The following is a 20,507-nucleotide window of genomic DNA, read 5'->3' as shown; positions in this document are numbered from 1 at the left end:
CCACGCAATGGAGCGTGTTGGGGCGCCGGACAGCTGCTCCCCGCGCGCGCTGACACGCAGGATGCGACGGCTCAGGCGGCCGGGCCCGACAGTTCGAACGCGCGCAGCGCCCCGTGGTCCGCCACGCGAGTGAAACCCGCTCGTTCCAGGACGCGTTGGGACGGGATGTTGTCCGGTTCGGTGGTCGCGAGGAGGACGCGGACGCCGGGGCGGGCGAGGGCCCATTCGGTCAGGGCCAGCAGGGCGTCGGTGGCCCAGCCGGCGCCGCGGGCGGAGACCGAGAGGTCGTAGCCGATCTCGGCGACGCCGTCCGTGGGGGGACCATGGAAGCCGATGCCGCCGATCGCCGTTCCGTCCTCGGACCGCTGGATCGCGAACACTCCCCAGCCGGGCTGGAACACTCCGGCCGCGTCGGCCTGGACCGTCATCCCGGCGGCGCTCATCGTGCCCTCGCCGGGTATCCCGTCGATCCAGACGAGCTCGGCGGGCTTGCCCTCGGCCAGCTGCGCGCAGTCGGCGGGCAACTGCTCGCGCAGCGTCACCCGGCCGGATACGAGCACCTGTCGGCCGTCGTGGTGGGAGGTGCGCAGGGTCATGGATCGGAACCGTCCTGTCGGAGAAGGCAAAGGATCTGCAGAGTATCCCTCGGGGTCATCGGACGGAGGCGAGTTTTCCGGCCAGAGCCCCGGGGTCCGCGTCCCGCGGCAGATCGCTGACCTGGCCGTCCCCGACCTCGATCACCCGCCAGCGGCCATCGGCCCGCAGCGCGAGGTCGGTGCTGACGAAGCGGCAGCCGAGGGCGGCCACCAGCGGCTGTACCCGGTCCAGGTCCGGCTGGGGGCGGAGTTGCGGGGTGTCGGGGTGTGCGGTGACGAGAACGGGTTGCGCGTCCAGCCACCACACCCGTGCCTCGCCGGTGTCCGTGAACTCCTCGAAGGCCCGGACGACGACTCCGCCCGCGAGGAAGTCGCCCTGCCGCTCGACGAAGCACGTGGTGACGGCCGCGAGCCGTGCGGTGTCCGCGAGGTCGGGGACGTAACAGGCCTCGTCCCACTCGTGTTTGCGGGACTTGACGAAGTCCTTGACGATGCCGGGGCCGCCGCCCAGTGGTGCGGTGAGTGCGGCCAGCGTCGCCGCGTCCGGCGGTCGGCCGGCGTCGACAGGCAGCCAGACGGTGCGCGGCGTCAGCTCCTCGAACGTGCCGTACCAGCCGGGCAGTTCATGGGCAGCCCGATAGCGGTCCGGATCCGTCAGCAGCGTGCAGCCGCGCGCGTCGAGCGCCTGGGCCAGGGCGCCGTAGTGGTCACCGGGGATCATCCAGCCGCGGTACCAGGCGGTCCCGGTGCCGGGCGAGACGCGGGCGACGGCGGCCGCCGGATCTCCGGCGAGCAGGGCGTCGTGGTCGAGCAGCGCGACCGTCAGGCCCAGTTCCCGGGCGGCCCGCGCCTCGGGTGCGAAGTGGACGTCCGGTCGCCGCGGATTCAGCGGATCCGCGCAGAAGATGATGGTGGCCCCCATGCGGGCAGCCTAGACCGGCCGCGGACGGCACCATCCGGCGGCGCCGGGGGCGGCTCCGCGCGGAGGGCGGCGGAAGAGATCCGCAGCCGTCCGCACGGAAACGTTGCGAGGCCGGGGCCCCGCCGGGTTCCTACAGGGCTGAGAGCTCGGTGACCAGGTCGTCGAGGCCGAGGGAGCCCTGGGAGAGGGCGGCCATGTGCCAGGCCTTGGCGTCGAAGGCGTCGCCGTGGGCCTTGCGGGCGGCCTCGCGGCCGGTCAGCCAGGCGCGCTCGCCGAGCTTGTAGCCGATGGCCTGGCCGGGCATGCCGAGGTAGCGGATCAGCTCGCTGTCGACGAAGTCGGCGGGGCGGCCGCTGTGCAGACCGAAGAACTCCCGGCCCAGCTCCGGCGTCCAGCGCTCGCCGGGGTGGAACGGGGAGTGGGCGGGGATCTCCAGCTCCAGGTGCATGCCGATGTCGACGATGATGCGGGTCGAGCGCATCATCTGTGCGTCGAGGTAGCCGAGCCGGCGCTCGGGATCGGTGAGGAAGCCCAGCTCGTCCATGAGGCGCTCGGCGTACAGCGCCCAGCCCTCGCAGTTCGCGCTGACCAGACCGACGGTCGCCTGGTAGCGGGAGAGGGACTCCGCGACGTGCGTCCACTGGGCGAGCTGCAGGTGATGGCCGGGTACGCCCTCGTGGTACCAGGTGGACACCAGGTCGTAGACGGGGAAGCTGGTCTTGCCCATCGTCGGCAGCCAGGTCGTGCCCGGGCGGGAGAAGTCCTCCGACGGCTGCAGGTAGTAAGGAGCCGCGGCGCCGCCGGGCGGGGCGATCCGCGACTCGACGCGCTTGACGCGGTCGGCCAGCTCGAAGTGGGTGCCGTCCAGCGCCTCGATGGCCTCGTCCATCAGCGACTGGAGCCAGGCCCTGACCTCCTCGACGCCCTCGACGCGGGTTCCGTGCTCCTCCAGGTGGGCCAGGGCCTCCCAGGGAGTCGCCGCGCCGGGCAGGATCTTCGCGGCCTCGGTCTTCATCTCCTCGTGGATGCGGTGGTACTCGGACCAGCCGTACGCGTAGGCCTCGTCGAGATCGAGGTCGGTGCCGTTCCAGTACCGCGACCAGCGGGCGTAGCGCTCGCGGCCGACGGTCTCCGGCGCGCCCTCGACGCTCGGGGCGTAGATGTCGCGGAGCCAGTCGCGCAGGGCCACGAGGGCTTCGGTGGCACCGGCGGCTGCGGCATCGAGCTCACCGCGCAGCTCCTCGGGGCCGGGCGCGGCGATGGTCCCGAAGTAGCTGCTGTCGGTGCCGATCCAGCCGGTCAGCTGGCCGATGACGGTCGTCACCTGGAGGGGGCCGGCCGGCAGCTTGCGGTCGAGGCCTTCGGCGAGCGAGGCGCGGTAGCCCTCCAGCGCGGCCGGGACGGCGCGCAGCCGGGCGGCGATCGCGGTCCAGTCCTCCGTGGTCTCGGACGGGGTGACGCTGAAGACCTCGCGCATCGAGTGCAGCGGCGAGTGGATGTTGCTGACCGCGCGCAGCCCTTCCGCGGCCTCGTGCACGGCGAGTTCGGCGTTGAGCCGCTCGCGCAGCAGCCGGGCGCAGCGCCGCTCCGCGTCGGTGTCCGCGCCCGGCCGCGCCTCGGCCTGGGTCAGCAGGTCCAGCGTGGTGCGGGCGAGGTCGGCGACGGCGCTCGTCCCGGCGGGGGAGTAGTCGGGCAGAGAGGAGTTGCTCTGCGCGATGCCGAGGTAGGTACCCATGATCGGGTCGAGTTCGATGAGGTGGTCGACGTACGCGTCGGCCACCTGGCGGGGCAGCGGGCTGCTGGTATTCGTGGACATACGGCCATCCTCGTATGAACGGGGCCGCCGCGTCATCATTCTTCTTGGCTACGTACCTGTCGCCGCGGGCCCCGCGAGGCCGGCGGTCGGGCTGTCAGGCGCCCGGCACGGGCGGCAGCAGGGGGCCGCAGTCCCACTGCTGGAAGATCAGCCGGGTCTCCACCCGGGCGACCTCGCGGCGCGAGGTGAACTCGTCGATCACCAGCCGCTGGAGGTCGGCGGTGCCGGTCACCGCGACATGGACGAGGTAGTCGTCGGGGCCGGTGAGGTGGAACAGCGCCCGCGTCTCGGGGAGGGCGCGGATCCGGGTCACGAACGGGCTGATCAGTTCCCTGCGGTGCGGCCGCACCTGCACGGACAGCAGCGCCTCCAGGCCGCGTCCGAGCTTGGCGGGATCCAGCCGCAGCTCATGGCCGAGGATCACTCCGGTACGGCGCAGCCGCGCCACGCGGTCCAGGCAGGTGGACGGGGCGACGCCGACCGCCGTCGCAAGATCGCGGTTGGTGGTCCGGGAATCGTTCTGCAGGACCCGGAGAATCTCGAGATCGATCGGATCCAAAGTGACGGAATCGGTCATCGGCCGAACGTAGCACGGGATCCGGTCACCGATGGGCGCCGATTGTTCAGGCTCTGCGCATGGAACAACACACTGTGACACCGCCGCGTTCCCTGGCCACCGAAGCGGTGCACGCCGGCCGCGAGGACCTCGCCGGGCTCGGCGTGCACGCCGTACCCCTGGATCTGTCGACCACGTACCCGTCGTACGACAGCCGGGGCGAGGCCGCCCGGCTCGATGAGTTCGCCGCCACCGGCGCCCGGCTGGAGGGCCCGCCCGTCTACGGCCGGCTGGACAATCCGACCGTCAGCCGTTTCGAGACCGCCCTGGCCCGGCTCGAGGGCACGGACGACGCGGTCGCCTTCGCCAGCGGCATGGCGGCCCTGACCGCCTGCCTGCTGGCGCGCGGCTCGCTGGGCCTGCGGCACGTGGTCGCGGTCCGCCCGCTGTACGGGTGCAGCGACCATCTGCTGACCGGCGGGCTGCTGGGCACCGAGGTGACCTGGGTGGACCCGGCGGGCATCGCCGACGCGATCCGGCCCGACACCGGCCTGGTCCTGGTCGAGACCCCCGCCAACCCCACCCTCGCCGAACTGGACCTGCGGGCCATAGCGCACGCCTGCGGAACGGTGCCGCTGCTCGCGGACAACACCTTCGCGACGCCGGTACTGCAGCGCCCCGCCGAGCTGGGCGCGAGCATCGTGCTGCACAGCGCCACCAAGTACCTCGGCGGTCACGGCGACGTGCTCGGCGGGGTGGTGGCGTGCGACGAGGACTTCGCCCGGCTGCTGCGCAAGGTCCGGTTCGCCACCGGCGGCGTCCTGCACCCGCTGGCCGGCTATCTGCTGCTGCGCGGCCTGTCGACGCTGCCGGTGCGGATGCGCGCCGCCTCGCAGAGCGCCGAAATCCTCGCCGGGCGGCTGGCCGCCGACCCGCGGGTGGCGGCGGTGCACTACCCGCGGATCGGCGGCGCCATGGTCGCGTTCGAGGTGCACGGCGACCCGCACGAGGTGATCGCCGCGGTCCGGCTGATCACCCCGGCGGTCAGCCTCGGCAGTGTCGACACCCTCATCCAGCACCCGGCCTCGATCAGCCACCGCGTCGTCGACGAGCGGGACCGCCGGGCGGCGGGCGTCAGCGACCGGCTGCTGCGGATGTCGGTCGGCCTGGAGGACGTCGAGGACCTGTGGCGCGACCTCGACGGCGCGCTGCGGGCCGCGGCCCTCGCCGAGTCGGTCAGTTCCGGCTCGTGACCTTCGGCGAGGACGGCACGCCCGACGGCGTCAGCGTCGCGGTGATCACCAGCGTGCCGTCCTCGACCTGGTAGTCCAGCGGGAGTCCCAGATCGCGCATGGTCGCCACCATGCCGGTGTTGTTCGCCCGGGTCACGGCGTAGACGCTGCCCCGGCCCGCCTCGACGGCATGGCCGACGAGCTTGCGCAGCAGTTCCGCGCCGATGCCGCGGCGCTGCCAGTCGTCCTCGACCAGCAGGGCGACCTCGTTCTCGTCGCCGTCCCACAGCAGGTGCGCGAGCGCGACCAGCCGGCCCGACGCCGTCTCGACGGCCAGCGTCCGCCCGAAGCGCGGGCTGAGCAGATGCTTCAGATAGCGGTCCGCGTCGGGGACCGGGCCGTGATAGCGCTGCGCGAGCGTCGCGGGGGAGCAGCGGTCGTGCATGGCGCGGGCGGCGGGCAGGTCCTCGGGGCCGGCCCGGCGGATCGTGATCTCGTTGCCCTCCGGCAGCGTCAGCACGTCCTTGCTCCCGGGCATCCGCGCGCCCAGCCGCGAGTCGAGCTCCACCAGGGCCCGCGCCCTGGCGAACTCGGTCGGGGTGAACGGCAGATAGGCACGCTCGACGGTGATCGTGCCGCCGGACGGGTCGCGCAGCGTCATCACGGTCTCGGTCAGGGACTCCTCCGGCGCCGGTGCGCCGTCCTTCGCGGCCGGGACCGAGCGGATCGTGCACCGGCCGAAGAGCTGGCGCAGGGCGAGCGGCAGCTCCGCGGCGTCCAGGGCGGTGCGGGTGGCGAGCGTCAGCATCCTGGTGGGGGTGTCCACCAGGTCGTGGGCGTCGGCCCGCTCCGTCCAGGTGTCGCGTCCGCCGGCCGCCCCGACGACCTGGGACAGCGCGAGGGCCGGTACCGACCCGGGCGCCCGGAGCAGGAACTCGTCGACCGTGCCGTCGGCCAGCGGATGGGTCTGCAGCGTCAGGATGTCGACACCGGCGTCGGCCAGTGCCATGCACACCGCGCCCAGGCTGCCGGGGGTGTCCCGCACCGTGGTGCGCAGCCGCCACAGCGTCGCCGGGCCCGGTTCCTCGGCCCCGTCCGCCGGAGCCGGTCCAGGGGGCGCATGACTGTGGCGGCGTGCCCACCAGGTGTGGAAACCGGCCGTCGCCAGCAGTGCGACGGCCGAGGCGGCCAGCAGGACGGGCCCCTCCGGACCGTGCACCACCACATCGGCCACCAGGTCGGCGGCGGCCACCGCGGTGAAGAGAGCGGCGAGTTCCACCAGGTCGCGCCGCCAGTGGTGGCGGTGGGAGCGGGAGGGGCGTGGGTTCGACGGAGTCAGCTGAGGCATGAGAACACCATGTCGAACATGTGTTGCGTGATCACGAACGTTCTATGACCGGTGGGTTAAGGGTGATTCCTGGTGGTTAATTTGCGCTTTCAACGGTTTTGCCGTCCGCCGGGCGGTGTCCCGCGACCGGCGGACGGCAGAACCGCGGACGAAGCGGGCCGGGTGCCCTACTGCCCGACGCGGCCGGGCTGCAGCACCTTGGTGAACAGCACCGTGCCGTCCTGCTCGCGCAGCCGCACCGTCAGCTCGCCCGACTGCCCGTCGATGTCGACCTGGCCGAAGAACTGGTACCCCTCGGCGGGCGAGACGTTGGCGCGCTCGGGCGCCTTGACGAACACCCGCTCGGGACCGAAGGTGCCGTCCAGCGCGCTGGCCGGGAACGCGCCGGCGTTCAGCGGACCGGAGACGAACTCCCAGAACGGCGCGAAGTCCGTGAACGCCGCGCGGGACGGCTGGTAGTGCTGCGCGGAGGTGTGGTGCACATCGGCCGTCAGCCACACCGTCCCGGTGATCCGCCGGTGCTTGACGAACCGCAGCAGCTCGGCGATCTGCAGCTCACGTCCGAGCGGGGCGCCCGGGTCGCCCTGCGCGACCGCCTCGATGTTCGGCCTGCCCTCCGTGGTGTCCGGCACCACCAGGCCCAGCGGCATGTCGGCGGCGATCACCTTCCACACCGCGCGGGACCGGGACAGCTCCCGCTTGAGCCACTCCAGCTGCGCCCGGCCGAGGATGCCCTGCGCGTCCTGCGTCTGGGTGTCGGGGGAGTTGGCGTTGCGGTAGGTGCGCATGTCCAGCACGAAGACGTCCAGCAGCGGGCCGTGGTGCTGCACCCGCTGGACCCGGCCGTCGGCGTTCGGCCGCAGCGTCGAGATCGGGAAGTACTCGGAGAACGCCCGCCGGGAGCGGGCCGCCAGGACGTCCACGCTCTTCTGGGCGTACCGCGCGTCGTCCATGATCTCGCCCGGGTACCAGTTGTTGCGCACCTCGTGGTCGTCCCACTGGATGACCGAGGGCACCCGCGCGTTGAAGGCGCGCAGCTTGTCGTCGAGCAGGTTGTAGCGGAAGGCGCCGCGGAACTCCGCGAGCGTCTCGGCGACCTTGGACTTCTCCGGGGTGGTGAGGTTGCGGTAGATGCTGCCGTCGGGGAGTGCCGCGGTGGGCGCGATGGGGCCGTCGGCGTAGATGTTGTCACCGCTGCAGAGGAAGAAGTCCGGGTCGAGCCGGCCCATCGCCTCGTAGATGCGGTAGCCGCCGATGTCCGGGTTGATGCCCCAGCCCTGTCCTGCGAGGTCCCCCGACCACAGGAAACGCACATCGTCGCGGCGCCGTGCCGACGGGGTGCGGAAGGTGCCGTCCACGGGTGCGCCGGTACGCCGGTGGTCGTCCGGATCGGCCAGCAGCACCCGGTAGTGGATCTGTTCACCGGACGGCAGCCCGCGCAGCGAGGTCGTGCCGGTGAAGTCGGTGTCGGGACCCAGCAGCGGGCCCTGCCAGCGGCGCGCGTCGCGGAAGGAGCCGCTGACCGACGTCTCCACCACCATCCGGGCCGGCCGGTCCGCCCGCACCCACACCAGGCCGGACGTGGCCGTGACATCACCGCTCTGCACACCCCACGGGGCGGCCGGCCGCCCCGACAGCGCCAGCGCGGGCGCCGCCGTCACGGCGGGAACGAGCAGCGCTCCGGCCGCGGCGAGGCCGCCGCCGAGGACCGTCCGGCGGTCCACCCCCGTGACCGAAGGCCGCGACCGCGGCGAACCCTGCTCCTGGTGTGCTGTGTTCGGCATCTGCGACATGTGCGACTCCCGCTGCTCGGCTGCCCCTGCGTCGTCCCCGTTCCTACTGGTCCCGGATGCCGTCCGGCCGAACGGCCGGTGAACACGGCGCCCGGGGCGGGACGGCCCGCACGCCGAAACCCATGGTCAACACCGGGGCAGCGGCCTACGATGGCCGGAATTCATCCCCTGTACGGCTGAGACGATGACTGCTGATCACATACCGCACACCTTCCAGGTCGATCTCCGCGGCCTGGTGGACCTGCTCTCCCACCACCTCTACTCCAGCCCCAAGGTCTACCTGCGGGAACTGCTGCAGAACGCCGTTGACGCGATCACGGCGCGTCGCGCGGAGCAGCCGGACGCGCCCGCGCGGGTGCGGCTGTACGCCGGCGAGGGCCGGCTCCGGGTCGAGGACAGCGGCATCGGTCTGACCGAGAACGACGTGCACACCCTGCTGGCCACCATCGGCCGCAGCTCCAAGCGCGACGGCCTGGAGTCGGCGCGCGCCGAGTTCCTCGGCCAGTTCGGCATCGGACTGCTCGCGTGCTTCGTCGTCGCCGAGGAGATCCGCGTCGTCAGCCGCTCCGCCCGCACCCCCGACGCCCCGCCGGTGGAGTGGACGGCCCGCGACGACGGCTCGTACACCGTCCGCACCCTGCCGCCGGACGCGCGCACCGAACCCGGCACCACGGTGTACCTCAGCGCCCGGCCCGGGGCCGCCGAGTGGCTGGAACCCGCCCGGGTCACCGCCCTCGCCCGGGACTTCGGCTCGCTGCTGCCCTACGACGTCCGCGTCGGGGACGAGCCGGTCACCGATCTGCCCGCGGTGTGGGAACGCCAGCACTCCAGCCCTGCCACCCGGCGGATCGCCCTCGCCCGGCACTGCCACGAGCAGTTCGGCTTCACCCCGCTGGACGCCATCGACCTGGACGTGCCGCTCGCCGGCGTGCGCGGAGTCGCCTACGTGCTGCCGGAGGCCGTCAGCCCCGCCCGGCGCGCGGGCCACCGCGTCCACCTCAAGGGCATGCTGCTCACCGAACGGGCCGACGACCTGCTGCCGGACTGGGCGTTCTTCGTCCGCTGCGTCATCGACACCGACAGCCTGCGCCCCACCGCGTCCCGCGAGAGCCTGTACGCCGACGAGACACTGGCCGCCGTCCGCGACGCGCTCGGCGGCCGTATCCGCGAGTGGCTGACCGCGCTCGCCGCGGGAGACCCCGAACGGCTCGGGCAGTTCCTGTCCGTGCACCACCTCGGGGTGAAGTCGCTGGCCCGGCACGACGCGGAGATGCTCCGCGTGATGCTGCCGTGGCTGCCGTTCGAGACCACCGACGGACGGCTGTCGCTGGAGGAGTTCGCCCGCCGCCACCCGGTCGTGCACTTCACCCGCACCGTCGAGGAGTACCGGCAGGTCGCGCCCATCGCGTCCGCCCAGGGCATCGGGGTCGTCAACGGCGGCTACACGTACGACGCCGACCTCGTCGAACTGCTGCCGCGGGTGCGGCCCGGCACCGCCGTCGCGGAACTCGACGCCGACACCGTCACCGCGCACCTGGACGCCGTCGACCCCGCGGAGGAGCTCGCGCTGGCCGGCTTCCTCACCGCGGCGCGCACCCGGCTCGACGCCCTGGGCTGCGACGTCGTGCTGCGCACCTTCCACCCGCTGACCGTCCCCGCCCTCCACCTCGACGACCGCGCCGCCCGGTTCGAACGGGCCCGCGCCGAGGAGGAGACCCAGGCGGACGGGCTGTGGGCCGGCATCCTCGGCTCGCTGCGCGGCTCCGCGCCCCGCGCCCGGCTCGTCCTCAACCACCACAACCCGCTGGTCCGCCGGATCAGCGCCCTCGACGACCCCGAACTCGCCGGCACCGCCACCGAGGCGCTCTACGGCCAGGCCCTGATGCTGGCCCAGCGCCCGCTGCGCCCGGCCGACTCGGCACTGATCAACCGTGCGTTCCTGGACCTGCTGCAGTGGGCCACGCACCCCGAAGGCCAGGAGGAGAGCCGATGACGGCGGCCGCGCACGAGATCCACCAGGCGCTGGAGGAGAACCGCTCCGCGCGCAACGGCACGGTGCGCAACGCCCGCGCCGAGGAACTGGTGGCCCTCGCCGAGACCACGGGCGACCGGCCGCTGCTGCTGGATGCGCTCTTCGACCTCGTCAGCGCCTACGAGTACAGCAGCGAGCGCGCCAAGATGTTCGTGCCGTTCTCCCGTCTGCTGCGGATGTGGGACGAGCACCCGGAGGACTTCGGCGAGCGCGCCGTCTACCAGCTGCACTGGCGCTTCAAATGGGTGAGCACTGGCATGATCGGCTACTCCGACATCCCGCTGGAGTCCATCCGCCGGTGGCTGGTGGAGATGGGCCGCCGCTACGCCCTCGGCGGCTACTCGCAGCGGCCCGTACGCGCCGCCGAGTACAGCCTGGCCCGGCACACCGGCGACATGGCCGCGGCCGCCGACTCGCTGGCGGCCTGGACCGCCGCCGACCGCGACATCATGAGCGACTGCAGGGCCTGCGAACTCAACGACGAGGGCGAGTGGCACGCCGACCTGGGTGAGGACGAACGCGCCGTCGCCGCCTGGGCGCCGGTGCTGGCGGGCGAGCACAGCTGCCAGGAGGAACCGCACCGCGTCCTGGCCCTGTCACTGCTGCCCCTGGTCCGGCTCGGGCGCACCGACGAGGCCCGCGGGAACCATCTGCGCGGCTACCGGCTGGCCCGCGGCAACGAGAGCCTGCTGCCCTCCATCGGCCGGCACATCGAGTTCTGCGCGCTGACCGGCAACGAGGCGCGCGGCCTGGAGATCCTCGCCGAACACACCGCGCACCTGGAGGGCGACGGAACGCCCCTGTCCCGGCTGCACTTCCTGGGCGCCGCCGCCGTCCTGCTGCGCCGGCTCACCGCACTCGGGCACGGCGACCGTCCCGTCCCCGCGCCAGGGGCGACGACGCGCACCGCGGCCGAGCTCCTCATCCGCACCGAAGCCACCATCACGCGCCTCGCCCGCGGATTCGACGAGCGCAACGGCACGGACACCGTCAGCACCTGGGTGACGGAACGCCTCGGCAGCACCCCGCTCCTCGACCGGCTGCCGCTCGGGGTGCGCGCCGCGCGCCTTCCAGAGACAGCACCGGCCGCGGCGGCCGACATGCCGTCCGCGGACGCCGCCGCGGAACGGAGTGACGACCTCACGGAGCTCATCGCCCGGGCCCGTGAGCTCAGCAGAGCGCAACGCGACGCGGCCTACCGGGCCTGGGCCGCGGTCGGCCGCGCCGCCGACCGCACCGGGACCCCGCTGGACCCGATGGTCCGCGCCGAAGTCGCCGACCACGCCGGCATGGACAGCCTCGACGACCCGCCGGCGGCGCTCGCGCTGCTGACCGCGGCCGTCGCGGACTTCGAGGCGGCGGGGGAGTACGGGGAGGCCGCCGCGTGCCGCGGCCGCGCCGCCTACGCCATGGCCCTCGCCGGACCCGCGCAACCCGCCCTCGCCGCGGCCGACGCCGCCTGCGAACAGCTCAGGGAACTGCACGCCAAGGAGCGGGCCACCACACGCCAGTTCACCGGCGCACTGCTGCTGCGCGCCAGGATCCGGCTGGGAACGATCGGGCAGGCCGCCGACCCCCAGGCGGCCGCGGCCGCCGTGGAGGCCAAGGTCTCCGACATCCTGGTCCTCGCCGAGGCCCACCGCGACGAGGACCGCGTCCTCGGCCGGATCGCCGACGCGACCTGTCTGCTCGGCCGGCTCGTCGCCGGCCGCGGCGATGTCCGGGGCGCGGCCGAGGCGTTCACCCGGGCCTCCGCACTGCACCAGGAGTCCGGACGCCCCTGGCTCGCCGTCGAGGGCGAGGCGATGCTCGCCGAGCTCGCCCTGAACCACGGCGATCCGCACACCGCCGCCCGCGCGGCCCGGTCCGCGCTGGACCTCGGCGCCGGGATCCTCACCCCCGCGCACCACGCCCATCTGCTCACCGTCCTCGCCCAGGCGCTCGCCGACACCGGCCAGGACGACGAGGCCGCCGACCACGCGCTGGAAGGCGCGCACCGGGCCGACGAGGCGGGCGACGGCGAGGACACCGGCGGCTGGGCCCGGCTCGTGCTCGGCGGGGCGCTGAACCGCCTCGGCCGCGCCGCCGAAGCGGCCGCCGTCCTGGAGACCGCGCTGCCCGACCTGCGCGCGGCGCACCACGAGGGCCGGGTCGTACAGGCCCGGTGGTGGCTGGGCGAGTGCCTGCTGCAGCTGGCCGAACCCCGCGAGGCCGCCGAGCAGTTCCTGCTCGCCGCGGAGATCGCCAAGGAGTGGGAGGAACAGCAGGACCACGCGAATCTCGCCCACCTCGCCGCCGACGCCCTCAACCGCGCCGGGCTCGACGACCAGGCCGTCCAGGCCTACGAGCGCGCGGAACAGCTGTGGCGCGCCCTCGGGCGGACCCCGGCGGTGGTGCGCGCACTGCGGGCCCGCGCATGGATCGAGCTGCGCGAGGGCCGGCCGGGACTGCCCGCCGCCCGCCGGGCGATGGAGTCCGCCGCACAGGCCGCCGCCGCCGCGCTCGCCGCGGCCACCGACGAGGACGAGCGGGACATGCTGCGCGCCGACCTCGCCGACACCCACCTCCAGACCGGCCAACTCCTGGTCCGCGGCTGCCCCGGCGAACCCGGGGACGCGGACACCGACGGCTCGGCCCGCGCCGCCTATGAGGAGGCACTCGTACACACCGGGCGGGCCGCCGCGACCTACGGGTCCCGTGACGGCCGCTCCGCCGCACAGCTGGTCGCCGCCTGGATCGAGGCCGACCTCGGCCGGCGCGACGCCGCCGCGGACCGGGCGCGGGCGGTGCTCGCCGACTACGGCGACGAGGAGGGCGAGACGGCCGAACGGAGGCGGGCCGAAGCCGGATCCGTCCTCGACCACACCAAGCAGCCGCCGGACGCGGATCCCGCTCCCTAGTCATCGGGAGCACCGGGCCGATCGCGCGGATGATCAACGGCCCGGTAGGTTCCTCCGTATCGGGTCGCCGCAGGTGGCGGCCCCTGGGCAGGGGGTTTTCATGGCGGTCAACGGCACGGCACACGTCCGCATCGCGCGGCCGTCGAAGGATCTGGCGGCGGCCGAACGCTTCTGGATCGGCGGTCTCGGTCTCGATGTGCTCTACCACCACGAAGGGGACGGCACCCCCGGGGACCACTCCCTGCTGATGGCCGGCTGGCCGGACGCGGCCTGGCACCTGGAGCTGGTGCACGACCCCGGACAGCCGGTCGAGCCCCGGCCGACGGCCGAGGACCTGCTCGTCGTCTACGTCGACGGCGAGGTCCCGGCCGACCTCCTCGCCCGCCTGCTGGAGCACGGCGGCACCCGCGTGCCCGCGCACAACCCGTACTGGGACCAGTGGGGTGTCACGATCGAGGACGCGGACGGCTACCGGCTGGTCCTCTCGACCCGCCAGTGGTCCAACTCATGACGCCCACAGCCGTGCGCTAGACCGACGCGAGCTGCGCCGCCGTCTCCTCGCGGGGGGCCGGCAGCGCCGCCGTCGGCGGGGCGAGTACCGCTTCCAGTACGGGCATCGGGGCGACCTCGATGTCGGTCACCACCAGTTCGGTGCCGCCCAGTTCGGGTACGGCCCCCGCCGGGGCGCCGGCCGCGCCCGCGACAGCCGCCGCGGCCGCGCCACCGCGCCGCCGTACGGTGCCCGGCAGCAGGACGCGGCCGCCGCTGTGCAGCGCGACCGCGGTGAGCGGCACGGCGGTGGCGAACAGCACGCAGGCCAGTACGGCGCCCATGACCGGGTAGCCGGCATGGCCGGCGAGCAGCGTCCCGGCCAGCGGTCCGCAGGCGACGCCGAGGTTGGAGGCGGAGCCGGCCAGCACGGCCCAGCGGCCCTGGCCGTCGAGTGAGGCGGCCAGGCCGATCAGGTAGGAGAGCACCACCGGGTAGACGGTGTTCCAGAGCACCTCGCCGGTCGCGAACGGCACGGCTCCGCCGGCCGAGGCGCTCACCGCGACACAGGTGGCGATGACCGCGGTGCCCACGCCGATCGGGACGGCGCGGCCGAGCCGGGAGCCGAGCGCGCCGGCCGCGCCGACCCCGGCCAGACCGCCGCCGAGGGCGACGGCGAAGACCAGGCCGAGCGCGGCCTCGGAGAGTCCGGCCCGGTCGAGGCCGATGCGTCCGCTCACGCCCCACAGGGCGTTCTGCGCCATCGACCAGCACAGCATGGCGACGGCCAGTACGGCGCCGGCACGGCGGTGCGGCAGCCGGGCCGGGACGCCGGCGTCGGGGCGCGGTGACGCCGCCCGGTCCGGTGCGGCGGGCAGCCGCCCGGCCGCGGGCAGCGCCAGCGCGGCGGCGCAGGCGATGGCGGCGAACGGCAGTGCGTGGCCGCCACCGAGTCGCGGCAGCACCAGATACAGCGCGCCGGCCGTCGCCGAGGTGGTCAACAGACCCAGTACCGAGGCGCGGTGCGGATCCGGGCGGGCGGCGATCCCGACGGCGGCCACCGCCGTCGCCGTCCCGGAGCCGAAGCCGCCGATGACGCAGCCGGCGACCACCAGCGGGACGTGGGACGTGCCGGCGGCGAGGGCGAAGCCCGCCACCATGAGCAGCAGTCCGGCGCGGGCGAGGCGGACGGGCCCCAGGCGGTCCACGCGGGAGGCGAGGGTCAGTCCGGCACCGGCCGACGAGAGCAGCAGGGCGCTGCCGACAGCGCCCGCATGAGCGCTGCTCAGGCCGAGGCCACCGGGGGAGGAACCGAGGTGCCCGACGATGGTGGGCAGCAGATAGGCGGCGAGATACCCGGCGGCGAAGACCGCGACCAGGGGCAGGACCGCCGCGCGGGGGCGCGGAGGCATGGGCGTACCTCTCAACAGGACGAAGGCCAAAAGGGGGTGGAGCGCCTATCGACCGACAGGAACGCGCTGCGTCATATCTATCAAGGGGGACGACTGCGACAGAAGGGGGTATCGAGAAGTTAAACCTCTCGTTGCCGATTCGAGATCAAAAGCCCTCGGCCAGCAGGGCGACGGACCGTTCGATGTCCGCGGGCGACAGGTGCGCGTACCCCATGACGAGGTGCACCCGGCCGTCCTCCGCACCGCCGCCGCGCACGGTGTAGTCGGACAGCGGCCGTACCGCGACACCCGCCGCCGCGGCCGCCGCGAGGAAGCGCGGCTCGGGTCCGTACCGCGCGGGCAGGGCCGCGATCACATGCAGTCCGGCCGCGATCCCGCTGACCAGGGAACCGGGGAAGTGCCGTTCCAGCGCCTCGGCCAGGGTGTTGCGGCGGATGCGGTAGAGGCGCTGGCAGCGCCGCAACTGCCGGTCGTAGTGGCCGCCGGAGATGAACTCCGCCAGGACGGCCTGCTCGGTCACCGGATTGCCGAGGTCCATCGTCCGCTTGCGTGCCGCGACCTCGGCCGCGAGCTCCGCCGGCGCGACCAGCCAGCCCAGCCGCAGTCCGGGAGCCAGCGACTTGCTGACGGATCCGGTGTAGGCGACCCGGCCGGGGGCCAGGCCCTGGAGGGCGCCGACGGGGGCCCGGTCGTAGCGGAAGTCCCCGTCGTAGTCGTCCTCGATCAGCAGTCCGCCGCTCTCCCGGGCCCAGTCGGCGAGTTCACCGCGCCGCCCGGCGGTGTACGCCACCCCCGAAGGAAACTGGTGGGCCGGGGTGACCACGGCCGCCCGCACCCCGGTGGCGGCCAGCGCCGCCGGGTCCAGGCCGTCGCAGTCCACCGGCACCGGCACGGCCTCCAGCCCGGCCGCCGCGAACAGCGCTGTGTGTTCTGGGCTGCCCGGATCCTCCACCGCCACCCGGCGCTCCCCGCGGTCCCGCAGGACCAGGCCGATCAGGGTGTGCGCCTGCGCCACCCCGGAGCACACCACGACCCGGTCCGGCTCCACCGCGACCCCGCGGCGGCGGGCCAGCAGATCGGTGAGCGCGGCCCGCAGTTCGGGCAGCCCGCGGGGATCGGGATAGCCGAACGCCCGGTGCGGCAGCCGCGTCAGGACCCTGCGATGGGCGGCCGACCAGGCGGCGCGCGGGAAGAGCGACAGATCCGGCAGCCCCGGCCGGAAGTCCGCGGGGCCGCCCCGGTCGTCCGCCGCGAACGGTCCCGGGGCAGGTGCCGCAGGACCCGCGCACGCGCTGGTCACCCACGTCCCTGAGCCCTGCCGGCCGCTCAGGTACCCCTCCGCGGTCAGCTGCGCGTACGCGTCCGTCACCAGCCCGCGCGACACCCGCAGATCGGCGGCCAGCTCCCGGCTCGACGGCAGTTGGGTGCCGGGCGCCAGCCGGCCCGACCGCACCGCGTCGCGCAGCGCCCCCTGCAGCGCGCGGCCACGGCTGCGCGCCGGGGCGGTGGCTGAGGGGAGCAGCAGCTCCCAGGCGGCGGTCCCGCCCGCGCCGTCACCGTCACCGTTGCCGTCGTCGGAAGTGGTCCTCGAAGCAGCCATGGGATTGGACCTTAATCCGGACCGGTTCTCTTCATAGCGTCATCGCATGAACTCATTCCAGCGCCGTGGAGCGCTCCTGGCAGCCCTCGCCTGTGTCCTGGTCGGCGGCTCCTTCACCGCCAACGGCGCGCTCGTCGACTACCCGCACGCCGGAGGCCAGGGACTGCGGTACGGCATCGCCTTCGTGCTGCTGGCCCTGCTCACCCTCAGAAGCGCCGGCGACACCGCCGTCCGGCTGCGCGCGCTCACCGGGCGGCAGTGGCTGCGGCTCGCGGTGCTCGCCGCGACCGGCATGGTCGGCTTCAACCTCGCGGTGCTCGCCGCCGAGGGCAGCGCGGAACCCGCGGTGCCCGGCGTCCTGGTGGGCTGCGCACCGATCGTCGTGGCGGTGCTCGTGCCGCTGCTGGCCGGCCGGCGCCCCTCCCGCGCGGTACTGGCCGGGGCGCTGCTCGTCGCGGGCGGGGCGTTCGCGGTGCAGGGGTGGGGCGGCTCGGACACCGCCGGGCTGCTGTGGTCGGTGGCGGCGCTCGCCGGAGAGGTCGCCTTCGCGGTGGTCGCGGCACGGCTGGTCGGACCACTGGGTCCGCGACTGCTGTCGACCTGCGTCTGCGGCTTCGCCGCCGTCGAGGCCGGGCTGCTCGGACTGCTGCTCGACGGGCGGGCCGCGCTGCGGCTGCCGGACACGGGCGAGGCGGTGGCGCTGGGCTGGCAGGCCGTCGTGGCGACCGTCATCGGCTTCGTCTGCTGGTACGCCGGGATGCAGCGCATCGGCGCCGAGCGCGCCACGCTCTTCTCCGGGCTGATCCCGGTCTCCGCGGCGCTGACCGCGCCGCTGGTCGGCGTGGGCACGTTCGGGCCCGGACGGCTGGCGGGCAGCCTGCTGGTCGCGGCGGGAGTCGCGGTGGGCTCCGGAATGCTCGCCCGGCGCGCGCCGGGCGAACGGACCGGAGCCCTGACGGGCCGGGCGGCGGAGGCCCGGCCGGCGGTCAGCGCGAGCCGTCGAGGATGACCCGGGCCACCAGCTCCGGGTCGTCGTTCATCGGCACATGGCCGCAGCCGGGCAGCCGGATCAGCCGGGCACCGGGGATGGTGCGCTTGGCGCGGATCCCCTGGCGGCGCAGCAGGACGCGGTCCTGGGAGCCCCAGGCGATGGTCACCGGGACATCGGGGACGTCGTCGCTGAAGACGACGCCGGCCCGGCCCGCCGCCAGCGTGGCCTCGAATCCGGCGGCCTCCCGCATGGCACGCGTCTCGGCCACCACCGCCTCCGGCGAACGCTGACCGGGGCGGGAGTAGATCGCGCTGGTGAGCGCGGCGCGGCCGGCCGTACTGCGGGCCATCCGCTGCACGGTGGTCGGCGGCAGCAGCAGGGCGCCGCGCCGCATCGCCCCCAGCACGGTGAAGGCGTAGCGCCGTTCCGACTCGGTCCAGAACCCGGCGGGGGACAGCGCCGTCACACTGCGCACGAGCCGTTCGCGACCCAGGTGCAGTGCGACGAGGCCGCCGAGGGAGTTGCCGGCCACATGCGGGCGGTCGAGCCCGAGCGCGGTGAAGAAGGCGTCGAGCGCGGCGACGGCGGTCGGCAGGTCACTGGGGACGGACTCGTGCTGAGCGGGGGACTGGCCGAAGCCGGGCAGGTCCACGGCGATGACGTCCCGCTCGGCCGCGAGCAGACCGGCCACCGGGTCCCATGCCTGGAGGTGGTGCCCGATGCCGTGCAGCAGCACCAGCGGCTCTCCCTTGCCGCGGCGCTCGTAGGCGACGAGAACGGGCGGGAGACCGGCGGGGGAGACCTCGACGAGGGAGGCGGTTCGGGGCATGGAGCGCTCCTGACCGTTGATAGACATGACGTCAGGAAGGGTATCGGGGAAGCCCGGGAACTCCTATGGGGCACCGTGAGTTCACTGGATACGGGCCGGTGTTCGCTGCCGGCCCGGCCAGCAGCCCCGACCGGGCGCCCCCGTCTCGGTCGGGGCTCCTTCCCTCCTCCGTGGCGGGCAGGACAGCGGTCAACCGGCCCGCTGCAGTGTGACGTTGAAGTCGGCGTGCCCCAGGGCGCCCATGGCCTTCACCCACAGCAGCAGATAGGCCTCGGTACCGCGGGCCGACGTGATCCCGCCGAGGTCCACGACCCGCTCGCGCGGCCAGCCGAACTCCGCCAGCAGCGCGGCCGTCTGCTCCTTCGCCGCCGTGTCCTCCCCGCTCAGGAACAGCACATGCTCACCCGGCACCCGTGAAGGATCCACCATCACCGCCGAGTTGACCGTGTTGAGCGTCTTCACCACCCGGGCCTGCGGAAACGCCCGCTGGATCCGCTCGCCGAGACTGTCGGAGCCCACCGGGTCCAGCACCATCTCCCCGGCCGCGAACGCCAGCGGATTGGCGACGTCGACCAGCAGCTTCCCCGCGAGGTTCGCCGCACCCGCCGCCTCCAGCGCCTGCAGCGACACCATGCCCCCGGTGGCGTTGACGACGACCTCGCCGAAGGCCGCCGCATCCGCGAACGTCCCGTGGTGCCCACCGGGCCCGGCCTCCTGCGCCCACGCCAGCGCCGCCGGGTTGTCCTTCGTACGCGACCCGAGCGTCACCTCGTGGCCCAGCGCGACGAGCTTGCCCGCGAGCGTCCGGCCGACCTCGCCCGTACCCAGTACCGCGTAACGCATCCGGTTCCCCTTCGTTCCCGCAGCGGCCGCCGCTGCGGCGGCCCGGCCTCATTGTGGCTCCGTGCCCGCCGCCCCGCCCGGACATCGGCACGGCCGGTCCCACCGGAGTGCCGCCCCGGTCACCCCCGGCCGGCGGCGACGCTCCGTGACCGGCCCACGCCCCTGTGGCGCGGCATCAACATCGCGTGAACGTCATGCGTACGAGGCGTCCCTGGTCAGGGACCGGATCGATGATTGGTCTTGACCAAGGGGGAGGCCCGCCCTATCGTCGCCTTAGTAGTGCAAGAACCTTTAATAAACAGGGGTTCCGAAACAAGGCTGAACAAGGCCCGCTCAGGGCCCCAGCGATTGCGAGGACAGGGTGGGGACCACGCAGCTCGACGCGACGCAGGACGTTCAGGAGCCGAAGTACTGGCACCTGAAGACCGTGCTCAATGACGCGCTCGACTCCGAGTTCTCGGTGGGCGAGATCCTGCCCAACGAGCGTGACCTCGCCGCCCGCTTCGGTGTCGCGCGGGCCACGCTCCGCCAGGCCCTGGAGCAGCTCGAGCTCGAAGGACGGCTGCAGCGCCGCCGTGGTGTCGGCACCACCGTCGCCCCGCCCCGCATGGGTGTGGCCGTCGGCCCGGCGGACAACGCCTGGCCCGGTATCGGCAACGACACCTGGCGCACGGTCGGCTGCGCCGAGGCCGTCGCCCCGGCCGCCGTCGCCCGGCTCTTCGACAGCGGTGCCGGGGTCCCGGTGCACACCATCCGGCGCGAGCGCGTCATGAACGGCCAGCCGGTCGCCACCGAACTGCTCTACGTTCCCGCCGAGTCGGTCCCCGGACTGCCCGGTCTGCTGTCCCCGGCGACCCACGCGCCCGCCGTGCTGCGGGAGCTGCAGCGGCTGGACCTGGAGGGTGAGGACCGCGCCGTGGAGCTGGGCTCGGCCCGCGCCGAGGACGCCAAGCAGCTCGACCGGCTGCCCGGTGCCCCGGTCCTCGTCGTCACCACGCGTTACTTCGCGGCCGGCCAGGTCGCCGCCGTCGCGATCTCCACCTACCGCGCGGACACCTGCCGGCTCACCTTCGGTGACTCCGGCGCCGTGGAGGTCACCCCCCACGAGGAGCAGGAGCGCCGCCAGGCGTCCTGAGACACAGCGTCGT

At 74.0% G+C, this 20,507-nt stretch carries 16 protein-coding genes; 6 read left to right on the top strand and 10 right to left on the bottom strand.

All coding sequences use genetic code 11. From position 1 onward, the window contains the following. Window positions 1-71: 71 nt before the first annotated feature. The 4 genes from LNW72_RS05925 to LNW72_RS05910 form a co-directional block, all read right to left on the bottom strand. Window positions 72-596 carry a GNAT family N-acetyltransferase gene (locus LNW72_RS05925; protein WP_250974399.1) on the bottom strand — a complete coding sequence of 175 codons (525 nt, stop codon included), beginning with the start codon at window positions 594-596 and terminating at the stop codon, window positions 72-74. A gap of 55 nt (window positions 597-651) precedes the next feature. Continuing rightward, on the bottom strand, window positions 652-1,518 hold the full coding sequence (locus LNW72_RS05920; RefSeq protein WP_250974398.1) for an ATP-grasp domain-containing protein: 867 nt from the start codon (window positions 1,516-1,518) through the stop codon (window positions 652-654). Window positions 1,519-1,648: 130 nt separating this feature from the next. Beyond that, the gene (locus LNW72_RS05915; protein ID WP_250974397.1) at window positions 1,649-3,334 is read right to left on the bottom strand and encodes a DUF885 domain-containing protein; all 1,686 of its coding nucleotides are present in this window, start codon (window positions 3,332-3,334) and stop codon (window positions 1,649-1,651) included. A gap of 94 nt (window positions 3,335-3,428) precedes the next feature. Next, window positions 3,429-3,911: an Lrp/AsnC family transcriptional regulator gene (locus LNW72_RS05910; RefSeq protein ID WP_250974396.1), complete on the bottom strand. Its 483-nt coding sequence runs from the start codon at window positions 3,909-3,911 to the stop codon at window positions 3,429-3,431. Between the two features lie 59 nt (window positions 3,912-3,970). Here LNW72_RS05910 and LNW72_RS05905 point away from each other — a divergent pair, with 59 nt between their 5' ends. Next, window positions 3,971-5,143, top strand: a complete 1,173-nt coding sequence (locus LNW72_RS05905) for a PLP-dependent transferase (RefSeq protein ID WP_250974395.1) — start codon at window positions 3,971-3,973, stop codon at window positions 5,141-5,143. On the opposite strand, the gene LNW72_RS05900 is transcribed toward LNW72_RS05905, so the two are convergent. Beyond that, on the bottom strand, window positions 5,127-6,470 hold the full coding sequence (locus LNW72_RS05900; protein ID WP_250974394.1) for a GNAT family N-acetyltransferase: 1,344 nt from the start codon (window positions 6,468-6,470) through the stop codon (window positions 5,127-5,129). The two genes, LNW72_RS05905 and LNW72_RS05900, sit on opposite strands and share 17 nt — an antisense overlap. A 167-nt stretch (window positions 6,471-6,637) precedes the next feature. Then, the gene (locus LNW72_RS05895) at window positions 6,638-8,254 is read right to left on the bottom strand and encodes an alkaline phosphatase (protein ID WP_250980034.1); all 1,617 of its coding nucleotides are present in this window, start codon (window positions 8,252-8,254) and stop codon (window positions 6,638-6,640) included. Window positions 8,255-8,447: 193 nt separating this feature from the next. On the opposite strand from LNW72_RS05895, the gene LNW72_RS05890 reads away from it, so the two are divergent. The 3 genes from LNW72_RS05890 (at window position 8,448) to LNW72_RS05880 (ending at window position 13,706) form a co-directional block, all read left to right on the top strand. Further along, entirely contained in the window at window positions 8,448-10,256 is a 1,809-nt protein-coding gene (locus tag LNW72_RS05890; RefSeq protein WP_250974393.1) for an HSP90 family protein, read from the top strand. Beyond that, window positions 10,253-13,195 carry a tetratricopeptide repeat protein gene (locus tag LNW72_RS05885; protein WP_250974392.1) on the top strand — a complete coding sequence of 981 codons (2,943 nt, stop codon included), beginning with the start codon at window positions 10,253-10,255 and terminating at the stop codon, window positions 13,193-13,195. The genes LNW72_RS05890 and LNW72_RS05885 overlap by 4 nt, the downstream gene beginning before the upstream one ends. Window positions 13,196-13,295: 100 nt before the next feature. Continuing rightward, the gene (locus LNW72_RS05880; RefSeq protein WP_250974391.1) at window positions 13,296-13,706 is read left to right on the top strand and encodes a VOC family protein; all 411 of its coding nucleotides are present in this window, start codon (window positions 13,296-13,298) and stop codon (window positions 13,704-13,706) included. Window positions 13,707-13,722: 16 nt separating this feature from the next. On the opposite strand, the gene LNW72_RS05875 is transcribed toward LNW72_RS05880, so the two are convergent. Both LNW72_RS05875 and LNW72_RS05870 read right to left on the bottom strand, forming a co-directional pair. Further along, a complete protein-coding gene (locus LNW72_RS05875; protein WP_250974390.1) occupies window positions 13,723-15,096 on the bottom strand; it encodes an MFS transporter in 1,374 nt (457 codons plus the stop codon). A 145-nt stretch (window positions 15,097-15,241) separates the two neighbouring features. After that, a complete protein-coding gene (locus LNW72_RS05870) occupies window positions 15,242-16,696 on the bottom strand; it encodes a PLP-dependent aminotransferase family protein (RefSeq protein WP_250974389.1) in 1,455 nt (484 codons plus the stop codon). A gap of 46 nt (window positions 16,697-16,742) precedes the next feature. Between LNW72_RS05870 and LNW72_RS05865 the strand changes: the two genes are divergently transcribed. Next, window positions 16,743-17,705 (top strand): DMT family transporter, encoded by a 963-nt coding sequence (locus LNW72_RS05865; RefSeq protein WP_250974388.1) that lies wholly within the window; start codon window positions 16,743-16,745, stop codon window positions 17,703-17,705. On the opposite strand, the gene LNW72_RS05860 is transcribed toward LNW72_RS05865, so the two are convergent. Continuing rightward, the gene (locus LNW72_RS05860) at window positions 17,683-18,516 is read right to left on the bottom strand and encodes an alpha/beta fold hydrolase (protein ID WP_250974387.1); all 834 of its coding nucleotides are present in this window, start codon (window positions 18,514-18,516) and stop codon (window positions 17,683-17,685) included. The two genes, LNW72_RS05865 and LNW72_RS05860, sit on opposite strands and share 23 nt — an antisense overlap. Before the next feature lie 189 nt (window positions 18,517-18,705). Beyond that, entirely contained in the window at window positions 18,706-19,359 is a 654-nt protein-coding gene (locus LNW72_RS05855; protein WP_250974386.1) for an NAD(P)-binding domain-containing protein, read from the bottom strand. A gap of 361 nt (window positions 19,360-19,720) precedes the next feature. Here LNW72_RS05855 and LNW72_RS05850 point away from each other — a divergent pair, with 361 nt between their 5' ends. Continuing rightward, on the top strand, window positions 19,721-20,494 hold the full coding sequence (locus tag LNW72_RS05850) for a GntR family transcriptional regulator (RefSeq protein WP_250974385.1): 774 nt from the start codon (window positions 19,721-19,723) through the stop codon (window positions 20,492-20,494). Window positions 20,495-20,507 lie beyond the last annotated feature (13 nt).

Origin of the sequence: Streptomyces sp. RKAG293, from assembly GCF_023701745.1 — a bacterium.
Classification (GTDB): domain Bacteria; phylum Actinomycetota; class Actinomycetes; order Streptomycetales; family Streptomycetaceae; genus Actinacidiphila.
The sequence above is the reverse complement of the archived record's forward strand: the minus strand, read 5'-3'. Positions and strand labels throughout refer to the sequence as shown.

Excerpts from the sequence above, each read along its gene's own strand:
- LNW72_RS05925 (WP_250974399.1), bottom strand. The coding sequence starts at position 596 with ATGACCCTGCGCACCTCCCACCACGACGGCCGACAGGTGCTCGTATCC.
- LNW72_RS05920 (WP_250974398.1), bottom strand. The coding sequence starts at position 1,518 with ATGGGGGCCACCATCATCTTCTGCGCGGATCCGCTGAATCCGCGGCGA.
- LNW72_RS05915 (WP_250974397.1), bottom strand. The coding sequence starts at position 3,334 with ATGTCCACGAATACCAGCAGCCCGCTGCCCCGCCAGGTGGCCGACGCG.
- LNW72_RS05910 (WP_250974396.1), bottom strand. The coding sequence starts at position 3,911 with ATGACCGATTCCGTCACTTTGGATCCGATCGATCTCGAGATTCTCCGG.
- LNW72_RS05905 (WP_250974395.1), top strand. The coding sequence starts at position 3,971 with ATGGAACAACACACTGTGACACCGCCGCGTTCCCTGGCCACCGAAGCG.
- LNW72_RS05900 (WP_250974394.1), bottom strand. The coding sequence starts at position 6,470 with ATGCCTCAGCTGACTCCGTCGAACCCACGCCCCTCCCGCTCCCACCGC.
- LNW72_RS05895 (WP_250980034.1), bottom strand. The coding sequence starts at position 8,254 with ATGCCGAACACAGCACACCAGGAGCAGGGTTCGCCGCGGTCGCGGCCT.
- LNW72_RS05890 (WP_250974393.1), top strand. The coding sequence starts at position 8,448 with ATGACTGCTGATCACATACCGCACACCTTCCAGGTCGATCTCCGCGGC.
- LNW72_RS05885 (WP_250974392.1), top strand. The coding sequence starts at position 10,253 with ATGACGGCGGCCGCGCACGAGATCCACCAGGCGCTGGAGGAGAACCGC.
- LNW72_RS05880 (WP_250974391.1), top strand. The coding sequence starts at position 13,296 with ATGGCGGTCAACGGCACGGCACACGTCCGCATCGCGCGGCCGTCGAAG.
- LNW72_RS05875 (WP_250974390.1), bottom strand. The coding sequence starts at position 15,096 with ATGCCTCCGCGCCCCCGCGCGGCGGTCCTGCCCCTGGTCGCGGTCTTC.
- LNW72_RS05870 (WP_250974389.1), bottom strand. The coding sequence starts at position 16,696 with ATGGCTGCTTCGAGGACCACTTCCGACGACGGCAACGGTGACGGTGAC.
- LNW72_RS05865 (WP_250974388.1), top strand. The coding sequence starts at position 16,743 with ATGAACTCATTCCAGCGCCGTGGAGCGCTCCTGGCAGCCCTCGCCTGT.
- LNW72_RS05860 (WP_250974387.1), bottom strand. The coding sequence starts at position 18,516 with ATGCCCCGAACCGCCTCCCTCGTCGAGGTCTCCCCCGCCGGTCTCCCG.
- LNW72_RS05855 (WP_250974386.1), bottom strand. The coding sequence starts at position 19,359 with ATGCGTTACGCGGTACTGGGTACGGGCGAGGTCGGCCGGACGCTCGCG.